19 protein-coding genes and 2 pseudogenes are annotated in these 20,357 nt (G+C 70.6%); 3 read left to right on the top strand and 18 right to left on the bottom strand.

What is annotated here, in order from left to right; translation table 11 throughout:
• Positions 1-68: 68 nt before the first annotated feature.
• From AB0M73_RS24405 to lysS, 5 genes are all read right to left on the bottom strand, one after another.
• The gene (locus AB0M73_RS24405) at positions 69-863 is read right to left on the bottom strand and encodes an ABC transporter ATP-binding protein (protein WP_363894351.1); all 795 of its coding nucleotides are present in this window, start codon (positions 861-863) and stop codon (positions 69-71) included.
• Positions 860-1,915, bottom strand: coding sequence for an iron chelate uptake ABC transporter family permease subunit (locus tag AB0M73_RS24400; protein WP_363894348.1), 1,056 nt, complete (start codon positions 1,913-1,915; stop codon positions 860-862). The genes AB0M73_RS24405 and AB0M73_RS24400 overlap by 4 nt, the downstream gene beginning before the upstream one ends.
• Positions 1,912-2,925, bottom strand: coding sequence for an iron ABC transporter permease (locus tag AB0M73_RS24395; protein WP_363894345.1), 1,014 nt, complete (start codon positions 2,923-2,925; stop codon positions 1,912-1,914). Before AB0M73_RS24395 ends, AB0M73_RS24400 begins: the two co-directional genes overlap by 4 nt.
• A gap of 193 nt (positions 2,926-3,118) precedes the next feature.
• Entirely contained in the window at positions 3,119-3,469 is a 351-nt protein-coding gene (locus AB0M73_RS24390) for an Lsr2 family protein (protein WP_043719927.1), read from the bottom strand.
• Between the two features lie 120 nt (positions 3,470-3,589).
• Positions 3,590-5,098, bottom strand: coding sequence for a lysine--tRNA ligase (gene lysS, locus AB0M73_RS24385; RefSeq protein WP_363894341.1), 1,509 nt, complete (start codon positions 5,096-5,098; stop codon positions 3,590-3,592).
• Positions 5,099-5,155: 57 nt separating this feature from the next.
• Here lysS and AB0M73_RS24380 point away from each other — a divergent pair, with 57 nt between their 5' ends.
• On the top strand, positions 5,156-5,911 hold the full coding sequence (locus AB0M73_RS24380) for a class I SAM-dependent methyltransferase (protein ID WP_363894338.1): 756 nt from the start codon (positions 5,156-5,158) through the stop codon (positions 5,909-5,911).
• A gap of 65 nt (positions 5,912-5,976) precedes the next feature.
• On the opposite strand, the gene AB0M73_RS24375 is transcribed toward AB0M73_RS24380, so the two are convergent.
• The 5 genes from AB0M73_RS24375 to AB0M73_RS24355 form a co-directional block, all read right to left on the bottom strand.
• A complete protein-coding gene (locus tag AB0M73_RS24375) occupies positions 5,977-6,750 on the bottom strand; it encodes a type III pantothenate kinase (protein WP_043719932.1) in 774 nt (257 codons plus the stop codon).
• Between the two features lie 6 nt (positions 6,751-6,756).
• Entirely contained in the window at positions 6,757-7,221 is a 465-nt protein-coding gene (gene panD, locus AB0M73_RS24370) for an aspartate 1-decarboxylase (protein WP_363894334.1), read from the bottom strand.
• Between the two features lie 12 nt (positions 7,222-7,233).
• Positions 7,234-8,124 carry a pantoate--beta-alanine ligase gene (gene panC, locus AB0M73_RS24365; RefSeq protein WP_043719938.1) on the bottom strand — a complete coding sequence of 297 codons (891 nt, stop codon included), beginning with the start codon at positions 8,122-8,124 and terminating at the stop codon, positions 7,234-7,236.
• Positions 8,121-9,014 carry a DUF2520 domain-containing protein gene (locus AB0M73_RS24360; protein WP_043719940.1) on the bottom strand — a complete coding sequence of 298 codons (894 nt, stop codon included), beginning with the start codon at positions 9,012-9,014 and terminating at the stop codon, positions 8,121-8,123. The genes panC and AB0M73_RS24360 overlap by 4 nt, the downstream gene beginning before the upstream one ends.
• 141 nt (positions 9,015-9,155) lie before the next feature.
• Positions 9,156-10,316, bottom strand: coding sequence for a PrsW family intramembrane metalloprotease (locus tag AB0M73_RS24355; protein ID WP_052395364.1), 1,161 nt, complete (start codon positions 10,314-10,316; stop codon positions 9,156-9,158).
• A 63-nt stretch (positions 10,317-10,379) separates the two neighbouring features.
• On the opposite strand from AB0M73_RS24355, the gene AB0M73_RS24350 reads away from it, so the two are divergent.
• Both AB0M73_RS24350 and AB0M73_RS24345 read left to right on the top strand, forming a co-directional pair.
• Entirely contained in the window at positions 10,380-11,336 is a 957-nt protein-coding gene (locus AB0M73_RS24350) for an SAM-dependent methyltransferase (protein ID WP_363894329.1), read from the top strand.
• Positions 11,333-12,472: an NADH-quinone oxidoreductase subunit D gene (locus AB0M73_RS24345; RefSeq protein WP_363894326.1), complete on the top strand. Its 1,140-nt coding sequence runs from the start codon at positions 11,333-11,335 to the stop codon at positions 12,470-12,472. Before AB0M73_RS24350 ends, AB0M73_RS24345 begins: the two co-directional genes overlap by 4 nt.
• Before the next feature lies 1 nt (position 12,473).
• Here AB0M73_RS24345 and AB0M73_RS24340 read toward each other — a convergent pair whose 3' ends face one another.
• From AB0M73_RS24340 to ftsH, 8 genes and pseudogenes are all read right to left on the bottom strand, one after another.
• Positions 12,474-14,048 carry a DUF6779 domain-containing protein gene (locus AB0M73_RS24340; RefSeq protein ID WP_363894323.1) on the bottom strand — a complete coding sequence of 525 codons (1,575 nt, stop codon included), beginning with the start codon at positions 14,046-14,048 and terminating at the stop codon, positions 12,474-12,476.
• A gap of 58 nt (positions 14,049-14,106) precedes the next feature.
• Complete coding sequence (locus AB0M73_RS24335; protein WP_363894320.1) at positions 14,107-14,574, bottom strand: DUF3180 domain-containing protein; 468 nt, start codon at positions 14,572-14,574, stop codon at positions 14,107-14,109.
• Positions 14,574-15,062 (bottom strand): 2-amino-4-hydroxy-6-hydroxymethyldihydropteridine diphosphokinase, encoded by a 489-nt coding sequence (gene folK / locus AB0M73_RS24330; protein ID WP_363894317.1) that lies wholly within the window; start codon positions 15,060-15,062, stop codon positions 14,574-14,576. The genes AB0M73_RS24335 and folK overlap by 1 nt, the downstream gene beginning before the upstream one ends.
• The gene (gene folB, locus AB0M73_RS24325; RefSeq protein WP_043719949.1) at positions 15,059-15,421 is read right to left on the bottom strand and encodes a dihydroneopterin aldolase; all 363 of its coding nucleotides are present in this window, start codon (positions 15,419-15,421) and stop codon (positions 15,059-15,061) included. Before folB ends, folK begins: the two co-directional genes overlap by 4 nt.
• Before the next feature lie 73 nt (positions 15,422-15,494).
• Positions 15,495-16,298, bottom strand: a complete 804-nt coding sequence (gene folP / locus AB0M73_RS24320; protein WP_363894362.1) for a dihydropteroate synthase — start codon at positions 16,296-16,298, stop codon at positions 15,495-15,497.
• 39 nt (positions 16,299-16,337) lie between these two features.
• Positions 16,338-16,679 (bottom strand): annotated as a pseudogene (gene folE, locus AB0M73_RS24315) (GTP cyclohydrolase I); the annotation flags it as partial.
• Positions 16,680-17,648: 969 nt separating this feature from the next.
• Positions 17,649-17,936, bottom strand: a pseudogene (locus AB0M73_RS24310) (GTP cyclohydrolase I); the annotation flags it as partial.
• Positions 17,937-17,964: 28 nt separating this feature from the next.
• Complete coding sequence (gene ftsH, locus AB0M73_RS24305; protein WP_363894313.1) at positions 17,965-20,190, bottom strand: ATP-dependent zinc metalloprotease FtsH; 2,226 nt, start codon at positions 20,188-20,190, stop codon at positions 17,965-17,967.
• Positions 20,191-20,357 lie beyond the last annotated feature (167 nt).

Raw genomic sequence — 20,357 nt, 5'->3', positions numbered from 1 at the left:
GTCGGCGAGCCACCCACGTGCGGGTCCCATGTGGCCTGTGATTCCACATGGGAAGCGCATGTGGCGTCTCAGGCGCGGTGGCGGGTGCCGATGGGCACGACCAGGGGTGTGCCGGCGACGGGGTCGTCGATGACCTTGGCTTCCAGGTCGAAGACGTCGCGGAGCAGGTCCTCGGTCAGCACCTCGTGCGGACGGCCCTGGGCGACGACCTTGCCGGCCCGCAGGGCGACGAGCCGGTCGGCGTAGCGGGCGGCGAGGTTGAGGTCGTGCAGCACCATCACGACGGTCCGGCCGAGCTCACTGTGCAGGCGCTGCACCAGGTCCAACACGTCGACCTGGTGGGCCAGGTCGAGGTACGTGGTGGGCTCGTCGAGCAGCAGCAGCTCGGTGCCCTGGGCCAGCGCCATAGAGATCCACGCCCGCTGCCGCTGGCCGCCGGAGAGCTGGTCGAGGGTCCGGTCGGCGAACTCGGTCATGTCGGTCATGGCCAGCGCCTCGTCGATGGCGGCGTGGTCGTCCGAGGACCACTGCCGGTACCAGGCCTGGTGCGGGTGCCGGCCGCGGGCGACGAGATCGGCGACGGTCAGCCCCTCGGGGGCCTGCGGCGACTGCGGCAGAACGCCGAGCAGCTTGGCAACCTCGCGAGTCGGCATCTTGTCGATCCGCTTGCCGTCCAACAGCACCTGCCCGCCTCGCGGCGTCAGCAGCCGTCCCATGGCCCTCAGCAGCGTGGACTTTCCACAGCCGTTGGGCCCGATCACGGCGGTCACCGTGCCGCCGACGACGTCCAGGTCCAGCCCATCGACGACCAGCGAGTCGCCGTAGCCGAGCTGAAGCGACTCGGCCCGCAGTCGTGGCGTCACGCCCGCACCTCCCGGCGCTTCCGAATGATCAGGAACATCAGGTAGGGCGCGCCGAGCACGGCCGTGACGACACCGACCGGCAGCTCGATGCCGAACGCCGTGCGGGCGATCAGATCGGAGACGCTGACCAGCAGCGCCCCGATGACCGCCGAGGCCACCAGCGGCGGCCGGGCCGTGCCGGCGAGCCGCTGGGCGATCTGCGGCGTGGCCAGGGCGACGAAGAACACCGGACCGGCCGCCGCCGTCGCGATGGCGGCCAGGATGACCGCGATCAGGATCAGCGCGAACCGGCTCAGCTCCACCCGGGCGCCGAGATTGCGCACGGTGTCGTCGTCGAACTGGAGCGCCCCGAGCACGTGCGCCCCGACCAGCGACAACGGCAGAAACACGGCCAGCCCGACGGCCACCGGCACCAGGTCGGACCAGCTGCGGCCGTTGAGGCTGCCGGTGATCCACACCAGCGCCTGCCCGGCCTGGCTGATGTCGCCGATGGTGAGCAGCCAGTACGTGAGGTTGAGCATGAAGGCCTGCACGCCGATGCCGACCAGCACCAGCCGGTAGCCGTCGACGCCCCGCCGCCACGCCAGGACGTAGACCAGGGCGGCCGACAGCAGGCCGCCGATCAGCGCCGCCACCGGCAGGCCGATCGCGGCGGCGATGGTGGCCGCGCCGCCGTAGGTGCTGGCCAGCACGATCACACCGACCGCCCCGGCCGAGGCGCCGGGCGTGACGCCGAGGACGTCGGGGCTGGCCAGCGGGTTGCGGGAGATCGCCTGCGTGATCGCGCCGGACACGCCGAACGCGGCCCCGATCAGCAGGCCGGTCAGCGTCCGCGGCAGCCGCAGGTCGAAGACGATGTACTGCTCCGCCGCGTCGCCGCCGCCGAACAGCACGCGCAGCACGTCGCCGACGGTCATCGGGAAGTCGCCGAGGCGGATGTTCAGTGCCACCACCAAAACCGTTATGGCCAGGGCCACCAGCGGCACCACCAGCGGCCGCAGCCGGAACCGCAGCCCGACCGGACCGAGCCGCAGGCCCTGCAACGCCGTCACAGACGCACCATCCGCTTGCGCCGCACGATGCCCACGAACACCGGCGCCCCGATCAACGCCAGCACGATGCCCACCTGGAGTTCGCTCGGCCAGGCGATCACCCGTCCGATGATGTCGGCGACCAGCAGCAGCACCGCGCCGATCAGCCCCGAGTAGGGCAGCAGCCAGCGGTGGTCCGGTCCCGTGATGAACCGGGCCACGTGCGGCACCACCAGCCCGACAAAGCCGATCGGCCCGCACGCGGCGACCGCGCCGCCGGTGAGCAGCGTGATCGCGACGATGCCGAGCAGCCGGGTCCGCGTCACGTGCTGGCCGATGGAGCGGGCCACGTCCTCGCCCAGCGACAGCGCGTTCAGGCCGGGGGCGTTGGCCAGCGCCAGGACCAGGCCCACGGCCAGGAACGGCAGCACCTGCCCGATGACCACCGGGTCGCGGCCGGCGACCGCGCCGACCCGCCAGAACCGGAACGCCTCCAGGCTCTGCTGGTCGATCACGGCCATGGCTGAGATCAGGCCGACCATCAGCGCGCTCACCGCCGCCCCGGCCAGCGCCAACGTCAGCGGTGTCGGGCCGCCCCGGCCGGCGCTGCCCAGCAGGAACACCAGGCCGGTGGTGACGACCGCGCCGAGGAAGGCCAGCCAGACGTAGCTGTACAGGCTGGTCATGCCGAACGCGAAGATGCCCACCACCACGGCGAAGGCCGCGCCGCTGGTGACGCCCAGCAGGCCCGGGTCGGCCAGCGGGTTGCGGGTGTGGCCCTGGATCAGCGAGCCCGCCACGCCCAGCGCGATGCCGGCCAGCACCGCCAGCTCGGTCCGCGGGATGCGTAGCGAGCGGATGACGATGTCGTTCTCGGTGCCGGTCGGCGCGACCAGGCCGTGCCAGACGCCGTCGAGGCCGATGGGCTTGGAGCCGATCGCGATGCTGGCCAGGCCCGCCACCACGGCCAGCCCGACCAGGACGAGGAGCCCGACGATGCGGCGACGACGTCGCCGCGCGAGTGCGCCCACCAGCCCTCCTCTCCAACTTTGGTTAGCCTAACCGCAGTCACGAGGAGGAAGGAGTACGGCCCACCCAACCCAGGGGGCTGTCCCCCGGCCCATTTTACCAACGGAACGGGGTGTGGATCTTGGAGTTGGGCGGGCCTGTGGACAACTCGAGGGGCCACCCTCGCGGACGGCCCCTCGGCAGAAAGCTCGGCGCTCAGGCCTGCTGGTGGTAGGCGTCCAGCACCTCGGCCGGGATGCGGCCGCGGTCGGAGACCTTCATGCCCTGCTTGCGGGCCCATTCCCGAATGGCCTGGTTCTGCTCGCGGTCCGCGGCGGCGGGACGCGCCTTGCTCACACCGCCGAGTGGACGGCCGGCGACACGCTTGCGGCCACCGGAACGGCGGGCCGATGCGACGAATGACGCCAATCCGTCGCGCAACTTGTTCGCATTGCCCGCGGAAAGATCGATCTGGTACGCCACGCCATCGAGAGCGAACTCGAGAGTCTCACTGGCCTCGGACCCGTCAAGGTCGTCGATCAGGGCGACAGTCACCTTCTGCGCCATGAGCGGCCTCCTACACCAAGTACGCCGCGGAAACGGTATCGGCGGCTGCCCGGAAATCTGCCTTGAGGACAGATTAGCGCATATCTAACGCGCCCCGTCAATGGCAGCCGCCGAAACACCTCATTCGGGTCGCACGAGTGGGAACAGGATCGTCTCCCGGATACCGAGACCGGTGAGCGCCATCAGCAGCCGATCGATGCCCATTCCGACACCACCGCTCGGTGGCATTCCGTACTCCAACGAACGCAGAAAGTCCTCATCCACCGGCATCGCCTCGGCGTCGCCGGCCGCGGCCAGCCGCGCCTGGGCCACCAGCCGCTCCCGCTCGACCACGGGATCGACCAGCTCGGAGTAACCGGTGGCCAGCTCGAATCCGCGGACGTAGAGGTCCCACTTCTCGGCCAGTCCCGGCGTATCCCGGTGCTCGCGGGTCAGCGGCGAGGTCTCCACCGGGAAATCGCGCACGAATGTCGGCTCGTGCAGGTGGTCGCCGACCAGGTGCTCCCACAGTTCTTCGACGAGCTTTCCGTGCCCGAGCTTCGGATCCACCTCCAGCCCACGCGCGTCGGCGTGCTTGCGCAGCAGCTCGGCCGGGGTCTGCGGGGTGACCTCCGAGTCCAGCGCCTCGGACAGCGACTCGTACATGGTCAGCGTGGTCCACTCGCCGGACAGGTCGTACTCGCCGCCCTCGGCCAGCGTCACGACCTGGGTGCCCAGCACGGCCTGGGCCGCCTCCTGGATGAGCTGCCTGGTCAGCACGGCCATCGAGTCGTAGGTGCCATAAGCCTGGTAGAACTCGAGCATCGCGAACTCCGGCGAGTGCGAGGAGTCGGATCCCTCGTTCCGGAAGTTCCTGTTGATCTCGAAGACCTTCTCGATACCGCCGACCACACAGCGCTTGAGGTAAAGCTCCGGCGCGATCCGCAGGAACAGGTCAATGCCGAGCGCGTTCGAGTGCGTGACGAACGGACGGGCGGTGGCGCCGCCCTGCAACGTTTGCAGCATCGGCGTCTCGACTTCGAGGAAACCCCGGCCGTGGAACGATTCCCGCAGCGATCGCACAACGCCCGCCCTTGTGCGGACGGTCTCCATCGCCTGCGGCCGCAGGATCAGGTCGACGTAACGCTGCCGAATGCGCGTTTCCTCGGCCAGCTCCTTGTGCGCCACCGGCAGCGGGCGAACGGACTTGGCCGCCATCCGCCACTCGTCGGCCATCACCGAGAGTTCGCCACGGCGGGAGGTGATGACCTCACCGTGAACAAATACGTGATCGCCCAGGTCGACCGTGGACTTCCAGTTGGAAAGGGCCTCTTCGCCGACCTGCGCGAGGCTCAGCATCGCCTGGAGTTCGGTTCCGTCGCCCTCACGCAACGTGGCGAAGCACAGCTTGCCGGTGTTGCGGATGAACATGACACGGCCGGTGACGCCGACGATGTCGCCGGTCGCGGTGTCCGGGGCCAGATCCGTGTGCGATTCACGGACCTCGCGCAGCGTGTGGGTGCGCGGCAGCTCGACCGGATAGGGCGACACCCCCCGTTCCAGCATCCGCTCACGCTTCTCCCGGCGGATGCGGAGCTGCTCGGGGAGGTCGTCGTCCGTGGCGGAATGGGAAGGGTTGTGTTCGGTCACGGCTCACAAGGTTACGGACTCACCCGCCGTTACCACGAACCGGATAACTTCGAGGCCATGGCACGCGATGAGTTGATCTCCAGGCGGGCGTCCTCGTTCGGCAGCCGGGCGGCCGACTACGCGGAACACCGCCCCGACTATCCCGTCGACGCGGTCCGCTGGGCGCTCGAACCCGTGACCGCGGACCGGCCGAGGGTGCTGGATCTGGCCGCCGGCACGGGAAAGCTGACCGCGGTGATCACCGGACTCGGCCTGGAGGTCGTCGCCGTCGAGCCGGACGACGCGATGCGGGGCGAGCTGGCGGCGCTGCTGCCGGAGGTCACGGCGATGTCCGGCACCGCCGAGCAGATCCCGCTGCCGGACGCCTCCGTGGACGCGGTGCTGGTCGGGCAGGCCCTGCACTGGTTCGACCACGAGAAGGCGCTGCCGGAGATTGGCCGCGTGCTGCGGCCCGGCGGCGTGCTGGCCGGGCTGTGGAACGACGACGACCTGAGCATCGACTGGGTGCGGAACCTCGACCGCATCCACTCCTCGACCGACAACCGGCAGAACAAGCGGGGCATCGACCTGCCGGTGGAGCTGGGGCCGTTCGGCGAGCTGGCGCACGGCGAGTTCCGGCACTCCCAGCGACGGACCGCGGAGTCGCTGGTCGCCACGGCCAGCACGCACTCGCTGTTCCTGACCATGGCCGAGCCGGAGCGCTCGCAGACCCTGGACGCGATGCTGGCGTACCTGAAGTCGCAGCCGCAGACCGCCGACGGCGAGTTCGACTACCCGCTACGAACCGAGGTGCTCCGCACCATCCGGCTTTGATGCCACATGCGCTTCCCATGTGGCGCTAGATGCCACATAGGAAGCGCATGTGGCAGAAATAGGGGTTACGAGGCGTTGCGCTCGTAAACCAGGCGCAGCCCGAGCAAGGTCAACTCGGGCACGTGGTGCTGGATCGTCTCCGACTCGGGCACGATCACCGGGGCCAGGCCGCCGGTGCCGATCACGTTGACCGGCCCGGCGCCGGCCGCCGCCAGCTCGCGGGTCATCCGCCGGACCAGGCCGTCGACCTGGCCGGCGTAGCCGTACAGCAGCCCCGATTGCAGGCACTCCACGGTGGTGCGGCCGATCACCGAGCGGGGACGGGCCACCTCCACCTTGCGCAGCTGGGCGCCGCTGACGGCCAGGGCCTCGGCGGAGATCTCCACCCCGGCCAGGAACGCGCCGCCGAGGAACTCGCCCTTGGCGGTGGACACGTCGATGTTGGTGACGGTGCCGAAATCGGCGACCACACAGGCGGTTCCGTACAGATGGTGAGCGGCCATCGTGTTCACCAGTCGGTCGCCGCCCACCTCCTTGGGGTTGTCGACCAGCAGCGGCACGCCGGTCCGTACCCCGGGCTGCACCACGATCCGCGGCACGTCGCCGTAGTAGCGGCCGAGCATGACCCGCAGCTCCCGCAGCACCGCGGGCACGGTCGACAGGGCCGACACCCCGGTCACCTGGTCGGCGAAGGCGCCGAGCATGCCTCGCATGCCCAGCGCCAGCTCGTCGGCGGTCATCCGTGCGTCGGTGCGCATCCGCCAGTCGTGCACCAGCTCATCGCCCCGGTACAGGCCGAGGGAGATGTTGGTGTTGCCGATGTCCACGCACAGCAGCACGGGTGGTTACGCCTCCGCCTGCAGCAGCGCGTCCAGGCGGGCCGCGTCGGAGGTCTCGGGGTGCGTCTCGCCGCCGGAGCGCAGGCCGGAGCCGAACGGCGCGTGCGCGGGATCGTCGCCGCGGTCGAGGATCCGGTTGTCGGCGTCGACGAACACGATCTTCGGCCGGTAGGCGATGGACTCGATCTCGTCCATCACGCCGTACGAGATGAGGATGACGAGGTCGCCGGGGTGCACCAAGTGCGCGGCGGCGCCGTTGATGCCGATCACGCCGCTGCCCCGCTCGCCGGGGATGACGTAGGTCTCCAGGCGGGCGCCGTTGGTGATGTCGACGATCGCGACCTGCTCGCCGGGCAGCAGGTCGGCCGCCTGCATCAGGTCCTCGTCGATGGTCACCGAGCCGACGTAGTTCAGGTCGGCCTGGGTGACGGTGGCTCTGTGGATCTTGGACTTCAGCATCGTACGGAACATGTCCGCCCCCTCTTACTGGTTCGCGACCACGGCGCCGAGCTGCACCGAGGCGTTGTCGATCAGCCGGGTGGTCCCGACCTTGGCGGCGACCAGCAGCCGCGCGTCCCCGGTCGCCGGCGCGGGGCCGAGGTCGGGCGAACGCAGCTCCAGGTAGAACACGTCCACGCCGTCTTGGGCGGCCAGCACGTCGCCGGCGGCCTTCAGCGCGGCCTCCGCGCCGTCGAAGCCGGCGTGCCGGCCCGCCGCGAGCGCGGCCGACAGGGCCACCGCGGCCTCGCGCTGTTCCTTGGACAGGTAGACGTTGCGTGAGGACAGGGCCAGTCCGTCGGCCTCCCTGATGATCGGCACGCCCACGACCCGCACGTCGAAGTGCAGCTCGCGGACCATCCGGCGGATCAGCGTCAGCTGCTGGTAGTCCTTCTCCCCGAAGAACGCCATGTCCGGCCGGACGATGTTGAACAGCTTGGCCACCACCGTGAGCACGCCGGCGAAGTGGCCGTGGCGGACCTCGCCCTCCAGCTCGTCGCCGAGCGGCCCGGCGTGCACGGTGATCTGCGGCGTCTCCGGGTAGATGTCCTCGACGCCCGGGGTGAACGCCAGCTCCACGCCCTCGGCGCGCAGCTTCGCCAGGTCGTCCTCCAGCGGTCGCGGGTAGCGGTCGATGTCCTCGCCCGCCCCGAACTGCAGCGGGTTCACGAAGATCGACACCACCACGACGGTGCCAGCGAACCGCTTGGCCCTGCGGATCAGCTCCAGGTGGCCCTCGTGCAGCGCGCCCATGGTCGGCACCAGCACGACCTTGCGGCCGGCGACCCGCAGCGCCCTGGTGACCCGGCCCAGCTTCTCCGGGCTGGAGTGCACGGTCAGCTGCCCGGGCGCGTAGTCGGTCCGGGTCAGGTTCATCTTTCAGTCTCCTCGTCGAGCACGGAAAGGATCTCGGGCACGGCATCCGCCCGCAGCACGCCGGCCTCGGCGGCCCGGTGCGCGGTGCGGCGGGCCAGCGCCAGGTAGGCCTGCACGGTGTCGGGCGAGGCCTCGCGCAGCACGGTGACGTGCTTGCGGACCGTCCCGACGTCGCCGCGGGCGACCGGGCCGGTCAGGGCGCGGTCCCCGTGTCGCAGCGCGTTGTCCAACGCCGCCGACAGCAGCGGGCTGATCACCCGCTCTGCCGGCTCGATGCCCGCGTTGCGCAACAGGTCCACGCATTCGGTGACCAACGTGGCCAGGTGGTTGGCGCCGTGGGTCAGCGCCGCGTGATAGAGCGGGCGGACCGCCTCGGGCACCCGCACCGGCTCCGCGCCCATCTCCACCACCAGCGCCTCGCCGACGTTCCAGCCGGCCAGGTCGTCCTGGTTCGCCGTCACGCCGACGCAGCACGACACCACGCGGTGCAGGTCCTCGGGGCGACCGGTGAAGGTCATCGCCGGGTGCAGCGCCAGCGGCAGCACACCGACGTCGGCCGCCGGTCGAAGAACGTCGACGCCGTGCGCCCCGGAGGTGTGCACCACGATCTGGCCGGCACGCAGCGAACCCGTCGCCACCAGACCGCGAACGAGGCCGCCGAGGGCGTCGTCCGGCACGGCCAGCAGCACCAGGTCCGACCGCGACGCGACTTCGTCCGGCGGCAGCAGCGGCACGTCCGGCAACAGCTCCTCCGCCCGGCGCACCGACGCCTTGGACACGGCGGACGCCGCTACGACGACGTGGCCCGCCCGGGCCAGCGCGGCGCCGAGCACCGAACCGACCCTGCCGGCGGACACCACGCCCACCGCGAGTCGGGCGGGGCGGGTCATGACAGGAGCTCCCTTGTGGCTGTTCCAGGCCCGATCAGACGCCGGGTACCGGACCGGACGAGGCTAACCGCAGTTGACGATTCAGCTTCCCGGCCGTGACTAGTTTCACGGGTGCCGCCGACGCGGCTGAGGCCGGGTCGGTCATGCGCGCAGCCCATCCGTGCCGTTCTCACGCCCGTCCAGGTGATTTCGGGTGGCCCGCATGGCGTCCGGGGCGTTCACCGCCACCTGCCGGGCCGCGAGCATCGTCGCCAGCAGCCGGCGCTGCCGGTCGTCGGACTCGGGGCCGGCGGTGCCGTGCTCGACGGCGTCCCGCAGAAACGCCAGTTCCGTCGCGGCGGTCTGGTATTCGGACACGGCCTTGGCCGCCTGGCTGCCGGCCCGCTTGCGCACGGCCGCCCGCCAACCTCGACGCCCGGTCAGGCTGGCCAGCAGCGACACCTCGCTGTCGGCGATCCAGCCCGCGGCGGCCATGCCTGGCAGCTGCGCGGCCACCACCCGCTGCTCACGCCGTCGTTGCCAGACCACCACCGCCACCGTCGCGGCCAGAATCGGCAGTATCACGAGGAAGTACACGATGAGGAACGTGTTCGCGCCGCCCAGCGTGGCCGAGGAGTTCCACAGCGAGTGCAGCAGCACCGCGCAGATGTAGCCGACCAGCGGCGCGATCACCCGGACCTTGCTGCTGCGGGTGCGGGCCGCGATGCCGATGCCGATGCCGGTCATGCCGGTGAACAGCGGATGCGTGAACGGGGCGAGCACACCGCGCAGCACGAAGGCCCCGATCACGCCGCCGGTGGCGCCGCCGAAGCCGTACTTCACGAAGGCCAGCCCGAAGTACTCGATGTTCTCGGTGAAGGCGAAGCCGGTGGCGACAAAGCCCGCGTAGACGATGCCGTCGACCAGGCCGTCGAACTCCTGCCGCCGCCACACCAACAGCCCGACCAGGAAGATGCCCTTGGCCGCCTCCTCGGCGACCGGCGCGGTGGCCACGGCCGCGAGGGTGTGGCCGCCGCCGTGCCCGAGCACGATGTCGCCCAAGGCCTCGGCGGTGCTGTTGAGCAGCAGCGAGCAGATCGTCGCCCCGCAGGCGCCCCACAGGAAAGCCACCCAGAGCAGCTTCGCCGGCTCGGGTTCCCATCGGTCGAGCCACAGGAACGCGGCGATGACCGGGCCGACCGGCAGCAGCGCGCCGGCCGCGCCGACGGCCACTCCGAGCGGGCCCACCTTGCCCACGCCGAGTCCGAGCAGAATGAGTGCGGCCAGGCCGAGGGCGATCAGTCCGACCACCGGGGCCAACACGGTCCGGGTCCGTGGCGCTGCTGTCGTCACGGGGATGAACCATAGGGCCATGAGGTTGACGTGATGGCACTCCCCGACTGGCATTCGGCTTGGCGGGCAGCCCTCTACGGACCTACGGGCTTCTTCGCCCGCGGGTCGCGCCCGGCCGACCACTTCCGCACCTCGCCCTTGGTCGGGCCGGAGCTGGCCGAGGCGGTGGTCGAGCTGCTGCACCGGGTGGACATGGCCCTGGACCGGCCGAATCCGCTGGATTTCGTGGATGTCGGGGCCGGCGGCGGCGAGCTGGCGGCGCAGGTCTTCGCGCGCTCCGGGCGGTTCGGCGGGCGGCTGCGCGTGCGGGCGGTGGAGCTGACGGAGCCGGTTGTGCCGGCGGGTGTCGAGTGGTCGTCGGAACTGCCCGATCAGGTGACGGGCTTGGTCATCGCCCACGAGTGGCTGGATTCTCTGCCCTGCCGGGTCGTGCAGCTGCACGGGCAGATGGTCCGCGAGGTCCACGTGGGTGCCGACGGCACGGAATCGTTGGGCGATCCGGTGTTCTCGCCCTGGCTGGACGAGTGGTGGCCGCTGTCGGGCGAGGGGCAGCGGGCGGAGATCGGGTCGGGGCGGGATGCCGCCTGGGCGGACCTGGTGTCACGGGTGGTCGCGGGGGCCGCCTTGGCCGTGGACTATGGACATTTCGCCGGCTCACGGCCCTTCCTGGGATCGCTGACCGGCTACCGGTCCGGACGGCAGGTGCCGCCGGTGCCGGACGGCACCTGCGACATCACCGCCCACGTCGCCTTCGACTCCCTGGCGGCGGTATGCCCCGGTGAGCTGCTGACGCAACGGGAAGCGTTGGCAGCTCTGGGAATCCTCGGTGATCAGCCGGCCGCCGGACTGGCGGCGGCGGATCCGCTCGGTTGGCTGGCGGCGTCGGCCCGGGCCGGACGGGTCGCCGAGCTGCGCGATCCCGCCGGGCTGGGCGGCTTCCACTGGCTGCTCTGTCCCCGATCGGCGCCGATCAGCCTCGTGCGAGCATGAGACCCGTGCAGATCACCGTCGGCGTCGGCGCGGGCGCCACGTACCTCGGCGTCGACCACGTCATCGACCTCGGCCCGCTGCACCCGTCGGCGCACGGCGCGTACCGGCTGCGGCTTATGGTCGACGACAACGTCGTCACCGAGGCCGAGCCGCTGGTCGGGCACCTGCACCGCGGCGCGGAGAAGCTGTTCGAGGTCCGCGACTACCGGCAGGTGCTCACCCTGGCCAACCGGCACGACTGGCTGGCCGCCTTCTGCAACGAGCTCACCGTCGCGCTGGCCGTGGAGCGCATGACCGGCATGGACGTGCCGCCACGGGCGGTGCGGCTGCGCATGGTCCTGTGCGAGCTGAACCGGATGCTGGCGCACCTGGTGTTCCTCGCCCCGCTGACCCGTGCGCTGACCGGCGAGCCCACTCCCGGCACCACCGCTGCGCTGCGCGGTCGCGAGGCCGTGCAGGCGGTGATGGAGCAGGCCTCCGGCGGGCGGATCCACTTCATGGCCAACCGGATCGGTGGCCTGCGCGAGGACATGCCGGCCACCTGGATCCCGAACCTACGGGTGCTGCTTGCGTCGCTGGAGTCGCTGCTGCCGGCCATTCGTTCATCCACTGTGGACGATGAGACCTTCCGCGCACGGCACGCCGGCCTGGGCGTTCTGACGCGGGAGGCCGCGCTGGCGCTGGGTGTCACCGGGCCGACCGGCCGGGCCAGCGGCCTCGACATGGATCTTCGCCGCGACGGCGAACACCTGGCGTACCAGGACTTCCAGCCGGTTCTCGGCACCGACGGCGACGCCCTGGCCCGGGTGGCCTGCGTGGTCGGCGAGATCGAGCTGTCGCTGCGGCTGATCGCCGGGATCCTCGACGACCTGCCGTCCGGGCCGGTGAACCTGCGACTGCCCAAGGCCGTGAAGGCGCCCGAGGGCTCCGTCTACGTGTGGACCGAGGCCCCGCTGGGCATTTCCGGCGTGCATCTGGCTTCACGCGGCGAAAAGACCCCGTGGCGGCTCAAACTGCGCACCCCGTCGTTCAACAACGTGCAGGCGCTGTCCGCCCTGCTGCCGGGAACGGCGATCGCCGACCTGCCCGCGGTGCTCGGGTCTTTCGCCGTGGTGGTCGGCGATATCGACAAATGACTTAATCGTCCGAACGGCGACGGCGACGGCCGCGCGGCTCTTCCTGGCCCAGCGAGGCCAGGAGCTCGCTGACGGACTTGCCGGCGGCGTGGGCGCCCGTGTCGACGACCGGGGGCGTCACGGGCGGCGGCGGTGCGGTCGGGGCCGGACCGGGCGTGGGAACCGGGGCGGTGCGCACGGGGATGGGCAGCTCCAGCGAGTCCGGCACCCAGTCGCCAAGCTCCGGATCCCACACCGGACCGTCCACCGCGGGCGGCGGCGGGGTCGCGGACACGGGCTGCTGCTGCATCTGAGGCTCGGGACGGCGCCGACGGCCGGAGCTCTCGGCCACGGACGGCCGAGGGGACATCGCCGTGGCCTCGTTGGCGGCCTCGGGGCGACGGCGGCGGCCGGACGGATCCACGGCGGGGCGCTGCTGCTCGGGCTGCCGGACGGCGGCCTTCGCCGTCTCGGGGTTGAGCCGCATGGCCATCGTCGCCGCGGCCGGCTCGGGCGGCCTCGGGGCCGCCTGCGAGCGCTGCTGCTGCGGCTCGGGGCGGCGCGGTTCCCGCGCCTCCGGCGCCCGCATGGGCTGCGACATGGACGGCGGCACCGGCTGGGCCATCGACTGGGAAACCTGGGGCTGGGACAACGCCTGCGACGGCTGCACGCGCATGCCGACGACGTTGGGCACGCCCGGGCGGGTCTCCGGCTTGCGCGGCTCGGGCTGGCGGGTCTCCGCCGGCGGCCGCGACTCGGGACGGCGCTCGGCCGGCCTGGACTCGGCGGCCTTGGCGGCGGCCGGGCGGTTCACGTACTGGGTGGCCGGCTGCGCCGGGCGCTGTGGCTCCCGCCGCTGCCCGCTGGACCGGCTCAGCGCGTCGGTCTGGGCGTTGCTTCGCACCGGCTGGCGCGTGGGTTCCGGACGGCTCGGCTCGGGCCGACGCGGGGCCTGCTCCTTGGCCCGCATCGGCTCGTGCGGGATGCGCTCGATCAGCTCGGTCGGCAGCACCGACTTGTCCGACGGCGTCTCCTTGCGGACCGAGCCGACGGTGATCGGCTTGCGGTCCTCCTTGGCGATGATCCGGTCCTCGCCCACGGCCAGCAGCCGCGACTGGTCGGACAGCGACCGCATCCGCGTCGACTCCGCGCGCAGCGCCACCCGCTCGACCAGGACCTCGCCGCCCAGCAACGCCTCAAGGTTCTCCCGCAGCGCACGCAGCTCGCCGCGCAGCGCGTCCAGGTCCTCGCGGGACTCCTCCTCGACCCGGCGGCGGGTCTCGGCCTCGATCTCCAGCTCGTACTCGCGGCGGGCCGCGACCTCGCGCTCCAGCTCCAGCTCGTAGACGGCCTGCAGGTCGGCGACCTCGTCCTCGCTGGCGGCGGCCTCTCGGCGGTACTTCACCGCCAGGAACGCGCCCACCAGGGCGGCCCACAGCGCCGCAAGGACGCCGAGGCGCAAGAACCTCGCGTCGTTGCTCAGCACGAGGACGGCGGTCGCGGCGATGGCCAGGACGAGAACCGCTACCAGGAGTAGCCGACCGTATCCACGACTGTCACCGCGCTCGCCTTCGGTCAAGCCGCTGCGGCCGGTCATGGGCTCTACGGTACCGGTCAGTTACCCGAACGAGACCTACCCGGACCCGATTGGCCCCTCAACGGAGGCCGACGTTGTCATCCTGCTGCGGAGGATCCGGCGTCCTGCAGCAGTGCTCCAACCACAAAGCGGCGGCAACCAGCGCGGCCGAACCGACCAGTCCGATGAACGCGGTCGTCTGGTCCGCACCCGCCGCCGGGGACACCGCCACCAATGGCAGGACCGTGACCACCACGCCGGCCCACACCCCGGCCATGAACGCGCCCACCAGCGACGACGCCTTGGCCAACGCGACCGCCCGCGCGGCGGTCAGCGGCTGCACCGGCCGGGCCCCCGGCTTGCCGGTGATCCGGATGCGCAGCTGCCAGGCCAGGATCGCCTCGACGACCGCCAGCACGCCGAAGGTCACGCCGGCCAGCCGCGGCAGCGTCGGCAGGTCCGCGTAGGCCAGCCGCAGCACGATCGCCGTCAGCAGGGCCGCCACCAGCGCTATGCCGAACAGGTCTCGGATTCTCGTGAACTTCATCACCACTCCAGCCGGAGATCGTCCCGGCGGCGCACCCCGTCGGCGCTCAACCCGGCCATCACGTCCTTGATCGGGCCGTGTCCGGCCAGCACCGCGCCGGGCTCGATGTCCAGCCAGGGAATCAGCACCGTGGCCCGCTCGGGAGTGCCCGGATGGGGCAACACCAACTCGGGATGCCCAGAAGTCACACCGTCCACAGTGACCACATCGACATCAAGCGTGCGCGGACCCCAGTGCTTCGTCCGGACCCGACCGGCCTCGTTCTCCAGCCGCTGCCCCAACCGCAGCCAGCCCCACTCGTCGAGCTCGTCGGCCTCGACGATGACGACCGCGTTCAGGAAGTCGGGCTGATCCTCCACGCCCCACGCCGCCGTCTCGTAGATCGGGGACACGGCCTGGAGGTGCTCGCGCAGGCCCGTCACGGCGCCCTGGAGCAACGCGAACCGGTCCCCCAGGTTGGAACCCAGCGACAGCACCGCCCGTGTCACGAGCGGCCCCGGCGCACCGTGACCGCAACGTCCTGGAAGGACAGCGGAATCGGCGCCGACGGTTTGTGCACCGTCACCTCGACCTCGCGCACCCGCTCGTCCATCAACACCTCGTCGGCGATGTCGCCCGCGACCGTCTCGATGAGATCCCGCGGATCGCCGGCCACGATCGCCGCCACCCGCTCCGCCAACTCGCCGTAGTGCATCGTCTGGGTCAGGTCGTCGCTCGCCGCCGCGGCCGTCAGGTCCATCCACACCGTCACGTCGATCAGGAAGTCCTGCCCGTCGCGCTTCTCGTGCTCGAACACACCGTGATAGCCACGCACCCGCAGCCCGGTCAACGTGATCCGGTCGCTCACTGCTGCACCTCGCTGGCGCTCGATGTCCCCATTCGCGGACGCACTGCGCTGAATGATTCGCTCGCAAGTTCGCTCATTCGCCGCTCCCCCTCTGCCAGGCCCGCACCACCAGCGCCGCGTCCATCGACCGGCCGACATCGTGCACCCGCACGCCCCACACGCCCGCCGCCGCGGCCAGTGCGGTGATCGTCGTCGTCGCCACCTCACGGCCGTCAGGCGGCCTCGGAGTGCCGTCGGCGTCGGCCAGCAGCGCACCGAGAAAGCGTTTGCGGGACGCCCCGACCAGCAGTGGGAAACCCATGCCCAACAACTGGTCCAGGCCGTGCAGCAGGGCCCAGTCGTGCTCACGCCGCTTGGCGAAGCCCAGCCCCGGGTCCAACACCAGCGCGTCGGCCGATACCCCGGCCGCCAGCGCCGCGTCCACCCGTGCCGACAGCTCGTCGCGTACCTCGGCCACCACGTCCCGGTAGGTCGCCAGGTCGGTCATGTTCTTGCTGTGGCCCCGCCAGTGCATCAGGATCCACGGCGCTCCCATGGCCGCGACCACCTTGGCCATCTGTGGGTCGGCCAGGCCGCCCGACACGTCGTTGACCACCGCCGCGCCCGCGCCCAGGGCCGCGTCCGCCACCACGGCCCGGGTCGTGTCCACGCTGACCAGCACGCCCTGGGCCGACAGCTGCTCGATCACCGGCACCACGCGGGCGATCTCCACGTCCGCGTCCACCCGGTCGGCTCCCGGCCGCGTCGACTCGCCGCCCACGTCCACCAGGTCCGCGCCGCGTTCCCACAGCTCAAGGCCGTGCCGCACGGCATCCTCGGTGTGCAGATACCGCCCGCCGTCCGAGAAGGAGTCGGCGGTGACGTTCACCACACCCATCACGACGCAGCGGTCGGGATTCGGCAACCGGCTGTGCACCTAACGTCCCTTGATCAGTTCGATCGCCTCGGCCCGCGAGGTCGCCGAAGTCTTGAATATCCCCCGCACCGCCGACGTCGTCGTCCGCGTGCCCGGCTTTCGCACCCCACGCATCGCCATGCACAGGTGCTCCGCCTCGACCACCACAATCGCCCCGCGCGGATTCAACTTTGCCATCAGCGAGTCCGCCACCTGCGAGGTCAACCGCTCCTGCACCTGCGGCCGCCGCGCATACAGATCCACCAGCCGCGCCAGCTTCGACAATCCCGTCACCCGACCATCCGCATTCGGAATGTAACCGACATGCGCCACCCCATGAAATGGCACCAAATGATGCTCACAATTATGCGTCAGGTGGCCGCCGATAAGGAATGTCGGGTGTGGCTCACATTTGTAGCTGTACACCGTGTACGGCTTCGCACCCTCCGCGCGCAGCGGTCGGACCGACTCGACCTTGACCCACTTCGACTCGACCAGGTCGGTCCGATGGGACTCCTGCGGGAACCCGTGGCGCAACAGCCAGCTGTCGGCCACCCACAGATGTGACGCCACACCGGTCTTGGGAGTGAAGCGTGCGCCGATGACATCAGCGAACTCGCCCAGGAAGGGCACGTTGGCACTGACCACTGTGCTGCCCTTCGCCGACTTGGACCGACAGCCGTCGCCGTCGATGTAGCCGTCGAGGAAACCTTGGAACGTCTCCTCGTCGTTGAGCACGACACGGGGAAACTTCTGGCGCATGTGGTGGGCGTCGCCGCCGACGTACTGACGCATCAGGTCGGCCAGATAGGACGACACCACACGCACCCGCCAGCCCGGCACATCGCGGCCGAGATAACCGGACGGACGCGTGACGAACTCCGCGCCGGCATCGATGTCGAACGCGTAGTGGAGCGCCTTCACGAACTTGTCGGCAAACTCCATGTCGTTCACCACCAGCGACACGTAGTTCGCGCCGACGGTGCCGTCGGAGCAGACCACGCCGATGACATAGCCGAACTCGTAGCCGGTCCGCGGATACCAGCGATGCCTGGTGAGGCTTTTCGGCGGCGTCCATTCGATGAAGGTGCCCGCGACGTCCTTGGCCTCCTGCCATCCATCGGGAGTGGCGAGCGGATGATCGGGCGTGACCTGGAAACGGCCCTTCTCGGTCGTCACCTCAACCAGGTCGCGGGTCTTGTGCGAGCTGATCTGGACGACCTCGGTGTCCACCACTCGACCGTCGACGAGCGTCCAGAAGTAGTCGCCCACCTGAACTTCACGAGCCTGCTTCCGGCCACCGACCGTGTTCACGATCTGCTTGCTCGGCACACAGGTGGAATACATCGGGATATCCGTGACGAGAACCAGTTCCTCATGGCTTTCGTCGAATGTCTTCTCGAGGACGGATTCCGGGTCGGTGTAGAGGCCGGCGAACAGCTCGCGGTAGGAGCGGGCGACCCGGGCCGGGGTGTCCCGAAGGCCGTCGCGCTCGGGGTCCTCGCCGCAGGCGATGAGCAGCTCGCGAACGGCCGCCTCGGCGCGCGCCCGGTCGAACCGCCCATGAGCGGCCGAAGCGGCCCCACGAGTGGGGCCGCTTCGGCCAACAGTGCTGGTCATGCACACCTCCGCGGGGTCGCGGACCGTATCAACGGCCGCTGTCCCGCTCAGTGTCACCCGGATTGCCGGACTGGGTGTTGCCGGGCGAACCGCCGGGCCGGTTCTGGTCCCAGTTGGGGGTCCAGGAGCCGTTGGGCTGGGTCGCGGGCGTCCACCCGGGAGGCGCGCCGTAGTTGGGCGGGCCACCGGCGTTGCCGCTGGGCCGTCCCGGCGGGTAGGCGGTGGAGCCGTTGGTGCCGGGCAGCTCGCCGCCGCCGGGCACGGTCGCGACCGGGGTGGGCGCGGGCTCCGGCTCGGGCGCGTCCTCCGTGACCGGGGGCCACGGCTCGCCGCGCTCCTTGGCCAGCTCGCCGGGGGTCTTGACCGGCGGCTTGTCGGACGGGGTGCGGTTGCCGAAGTTGTTGAACTCGGTGATCCGCGGCCGCTTCTGCACCCGGGCGAAGACCCGCTCCAGGTCCTTCTGGTGCAGCGTCTCCTTGTCCACCAGCTCCAGCACGAGGTCGTCGAGCACGTCGCGGTAGGTGTTGAGCACCTGCCACGCCTCGTCGTGCGCGGCCTCGATGAGCTTGCGCACTTCCTCGTCGATCTCGTGCGCGACCTCGAGGGAGTAGTCCGGCGCGTGCGACATCTGGCGGCCGAGGAACGGCTCGCCCTCGTGCTGGCCGTACTTCACCGCGCCGAGGCGGGCACTCATGCCGTAGTCGGCGACCATCGCGCGGGCGATCTTGGTGGCCTGCTCGATGTCGTTGGAGGCGCCGGTGGTGGGCTCGTGGAAGACCAGCTCCTCGGCGGCGCGGCCGCCGAGCGCGAACACCAGCCGGGCGATCATCTCGGACCTGGTCATCAGGTCCTTGTCCTCCTCGGGCACCGACAGCGTGTGGCCGCCGGTGCGGCCGCGCGCCAGGATGGTGACCTTGTAGACGGGGTCGATGTCCGGCATGGCCCACGCGGCCAGGGCGTGCCCGGCCTCGTGGTACGCGGTGATCTTCTTCTCCTTCTCGGAGATGATCTTGCTCTTGCGGGCCGGTCCGCCGATCACGCGGTCGACCGACTCCTCCAGCGCGGCGCCGGTGATGATGGTGCCGTTGTGCCGGGCGGTGAGCAGGGCGGCCTCGTTGATCACGTTGGCCAGGTCGGCCCCGGAGAAGCCCACGGTGCGCTTGGCCAGTCCGTCGAGGTCGGCGTCCTGGGCCAACGGCTTGCCCTTGGCGTGCACCCGCAGGATGGCCTGGCGGCCGCGCATGTCGGGGGCGCCGACGGGGATCTGCCGGTCGAAGCGGCCCGGGCGCAGCAGCGCCGGGTCCAGGATGTCGGGCCGGTTGGTGGCCGCGATCAGGATGATGCCGCCGCGCGAGTCGAAGCCGTCCATCTCGACCAGCAGCTGGTTGAGGGTCTGCTCGCGCTCGTCGTGGCCGCCGCCGAGGCCCGCGCCGCGGTGCCGGCCGACGGCGTCGATCTCGTCGACGAAGATGATGCACGGGGCGTTCTGCTTGGCCTGCTCGAACAGGTCACGCACGCGGGAGGCGCCGACACCGACGAACATCTCGACGAAGTCCGAGCCGGAGATCGAGTAGAACGGCACCCCGGCCTCGCCGGCGACGGCCCGGGCCAGCAGGGTCTTGCCGGTGCCCGGCGGGCCGTAGAGCAGCACGCCCTTGGGGATCTTGGCGCCGAGCGCCTGATATCGGCCGGGATTCTGTAGGAAGTCCTTGATCTCGTGGAGTTCCTCGACGGCCTCGTCAGCGCCGGCGACGTCGCCGAACGTCGTCTTGGGCATGTCCTTGGACAGCTGCTTGGCCCGGGACTTGCCGAAGTTCAGCACCCGGTTGCCGCCGCCCTGGACGTTGTTCATCATCCACATCAACACCAGCAGCAGCAGGCCGATGGGCACCAGGATGAGCAGCATGCTGGTGAAGGCGTTTTCGGTGGTCACCTTCACGTCGTAGGAGGCGACCTTGTTGGCCGGGTCCTGGAGCATCCGGAAGACCGCGTCCTCGGATCCGTTGGCCGGAACGAACGCGATGATCTGGGTGTGCCCGTTGAACGGCGTGTTCAGGTCGAGCCGGAGCCGTTGCTCCTTGTCGTCCAGTTGGGCGGTCTTGACATTGCCCTTCTGCACCTGGCTAATTGCATCCGAGGTCTGCACCGTGGTGTAGCCACGAGTGTCATCGCCCAGCAGCTGGAAGGCCAGCCACACGGCAACAGCCGCCACGATCCAGATCAGCGGGTTGCGGAGAACGCGCTTGCGGTCCATGCACCTACGGCCGTCACGCGGCCTCGACCCTCCCTGCGTTTACGTCAAGCCCTGCCTCACGACACTGCTCAACACGTCGAGCGGCGATGTCACCGCCTTCGGCGGGACAGCCCCGTCCAGCTAGCTTACCGCCCGCCGCCGTCGGACCACGGTCGGAAGTTCGGCGC

The sequence above is a fragment of the Kutzneria sp. NPDC051319 genome (assembly GCF_040682195.1).
GTDB lineage: Bacteria > Actinomycetota > Actinomycetes > Mycobacteriales > Pseudonocardiaceae > Kutzneria.
The sequence above is the reverse complement of the archived record's forward strand: the minus strand, read 5'-3'. Positions and strand labels throughout refer to the sequence as shown.

Coding starts and splice junctions, on each gene's coding strand:
- AB0M73_RS24390 (WP_043719927.1), bottom strand. CDS start 3,469: ATGGCGCAGAAGGTGACTGTCGCCCTGATCGACGACCTTGACGGGTCC.
- AB0M73_RS24380 (WP_363894338.1), top strand. CDS start 5,156: ATGGCACGCGATGAGTTGATCTCCAGGCGGGCGTCCTCGTTCGGCAGC.
- panD (WP_363894334.1), bottom strand. CDS start 7,221: ATGTTCCGTACGATGCTGAAGTCCAAGATCCACAGAGCCACCGTCACC.
- panC (WP_043719938.1), bottom strand. CDS start 8,124: ATGAACCTGACCCGGACCGACTACGCGCCCGGGCAGCTGACCGTGCAC.
- AB0M73_RS24360 (WP_043719940.1), bottom strand. CDS start 9,014: ATGACCCGCCCCGCCCGACTCGCGGTGGGCGTGGTGTCCGCCGGCAGG.
- AB0M73_RS24350 (WP_363894329.1), top strand. CDS start 10,380: ATGGCACTCCCCGACTGGCATTCGGCTTGGCGGGCAGCCCTCTACGGA.
- AB0M73_RS24345 (WP_363894326.1), top strand. CDS start 11,333: ATGAGACCCGTGCAGATCACCGTCGGCGTCGGCGCGGGCGCCACGTAC.
- AB0M73_RS24340 (WP_363894323.1), bottom strand. CDS start 14,048: ATGACCGGCCGCAGCGGCTTGACCGAAGGCGAGCGCGGTGACAGTCGT.
- AB0M73_RS24335 (WP_363894320.1), bottom strand. CDS start 14,574: ATGAAGTTCACGAGAATCCGAGACCTGTTCGGCATAGCGCTGGTGGCG.
- folP (WP_363894362.1), bottom strand. CDS start 16,298: ATGGGTGTGGTGAACGTCACCGCCGACTCCTTCTCGGACGGCGGGCGG.
- ftsH (WP_363894313.1), bottom strand. CDS start 20,190: ATGGACCGCAAGCGCGTTCTCCGCAACCCGCTGATCTGGATCGTGGCG.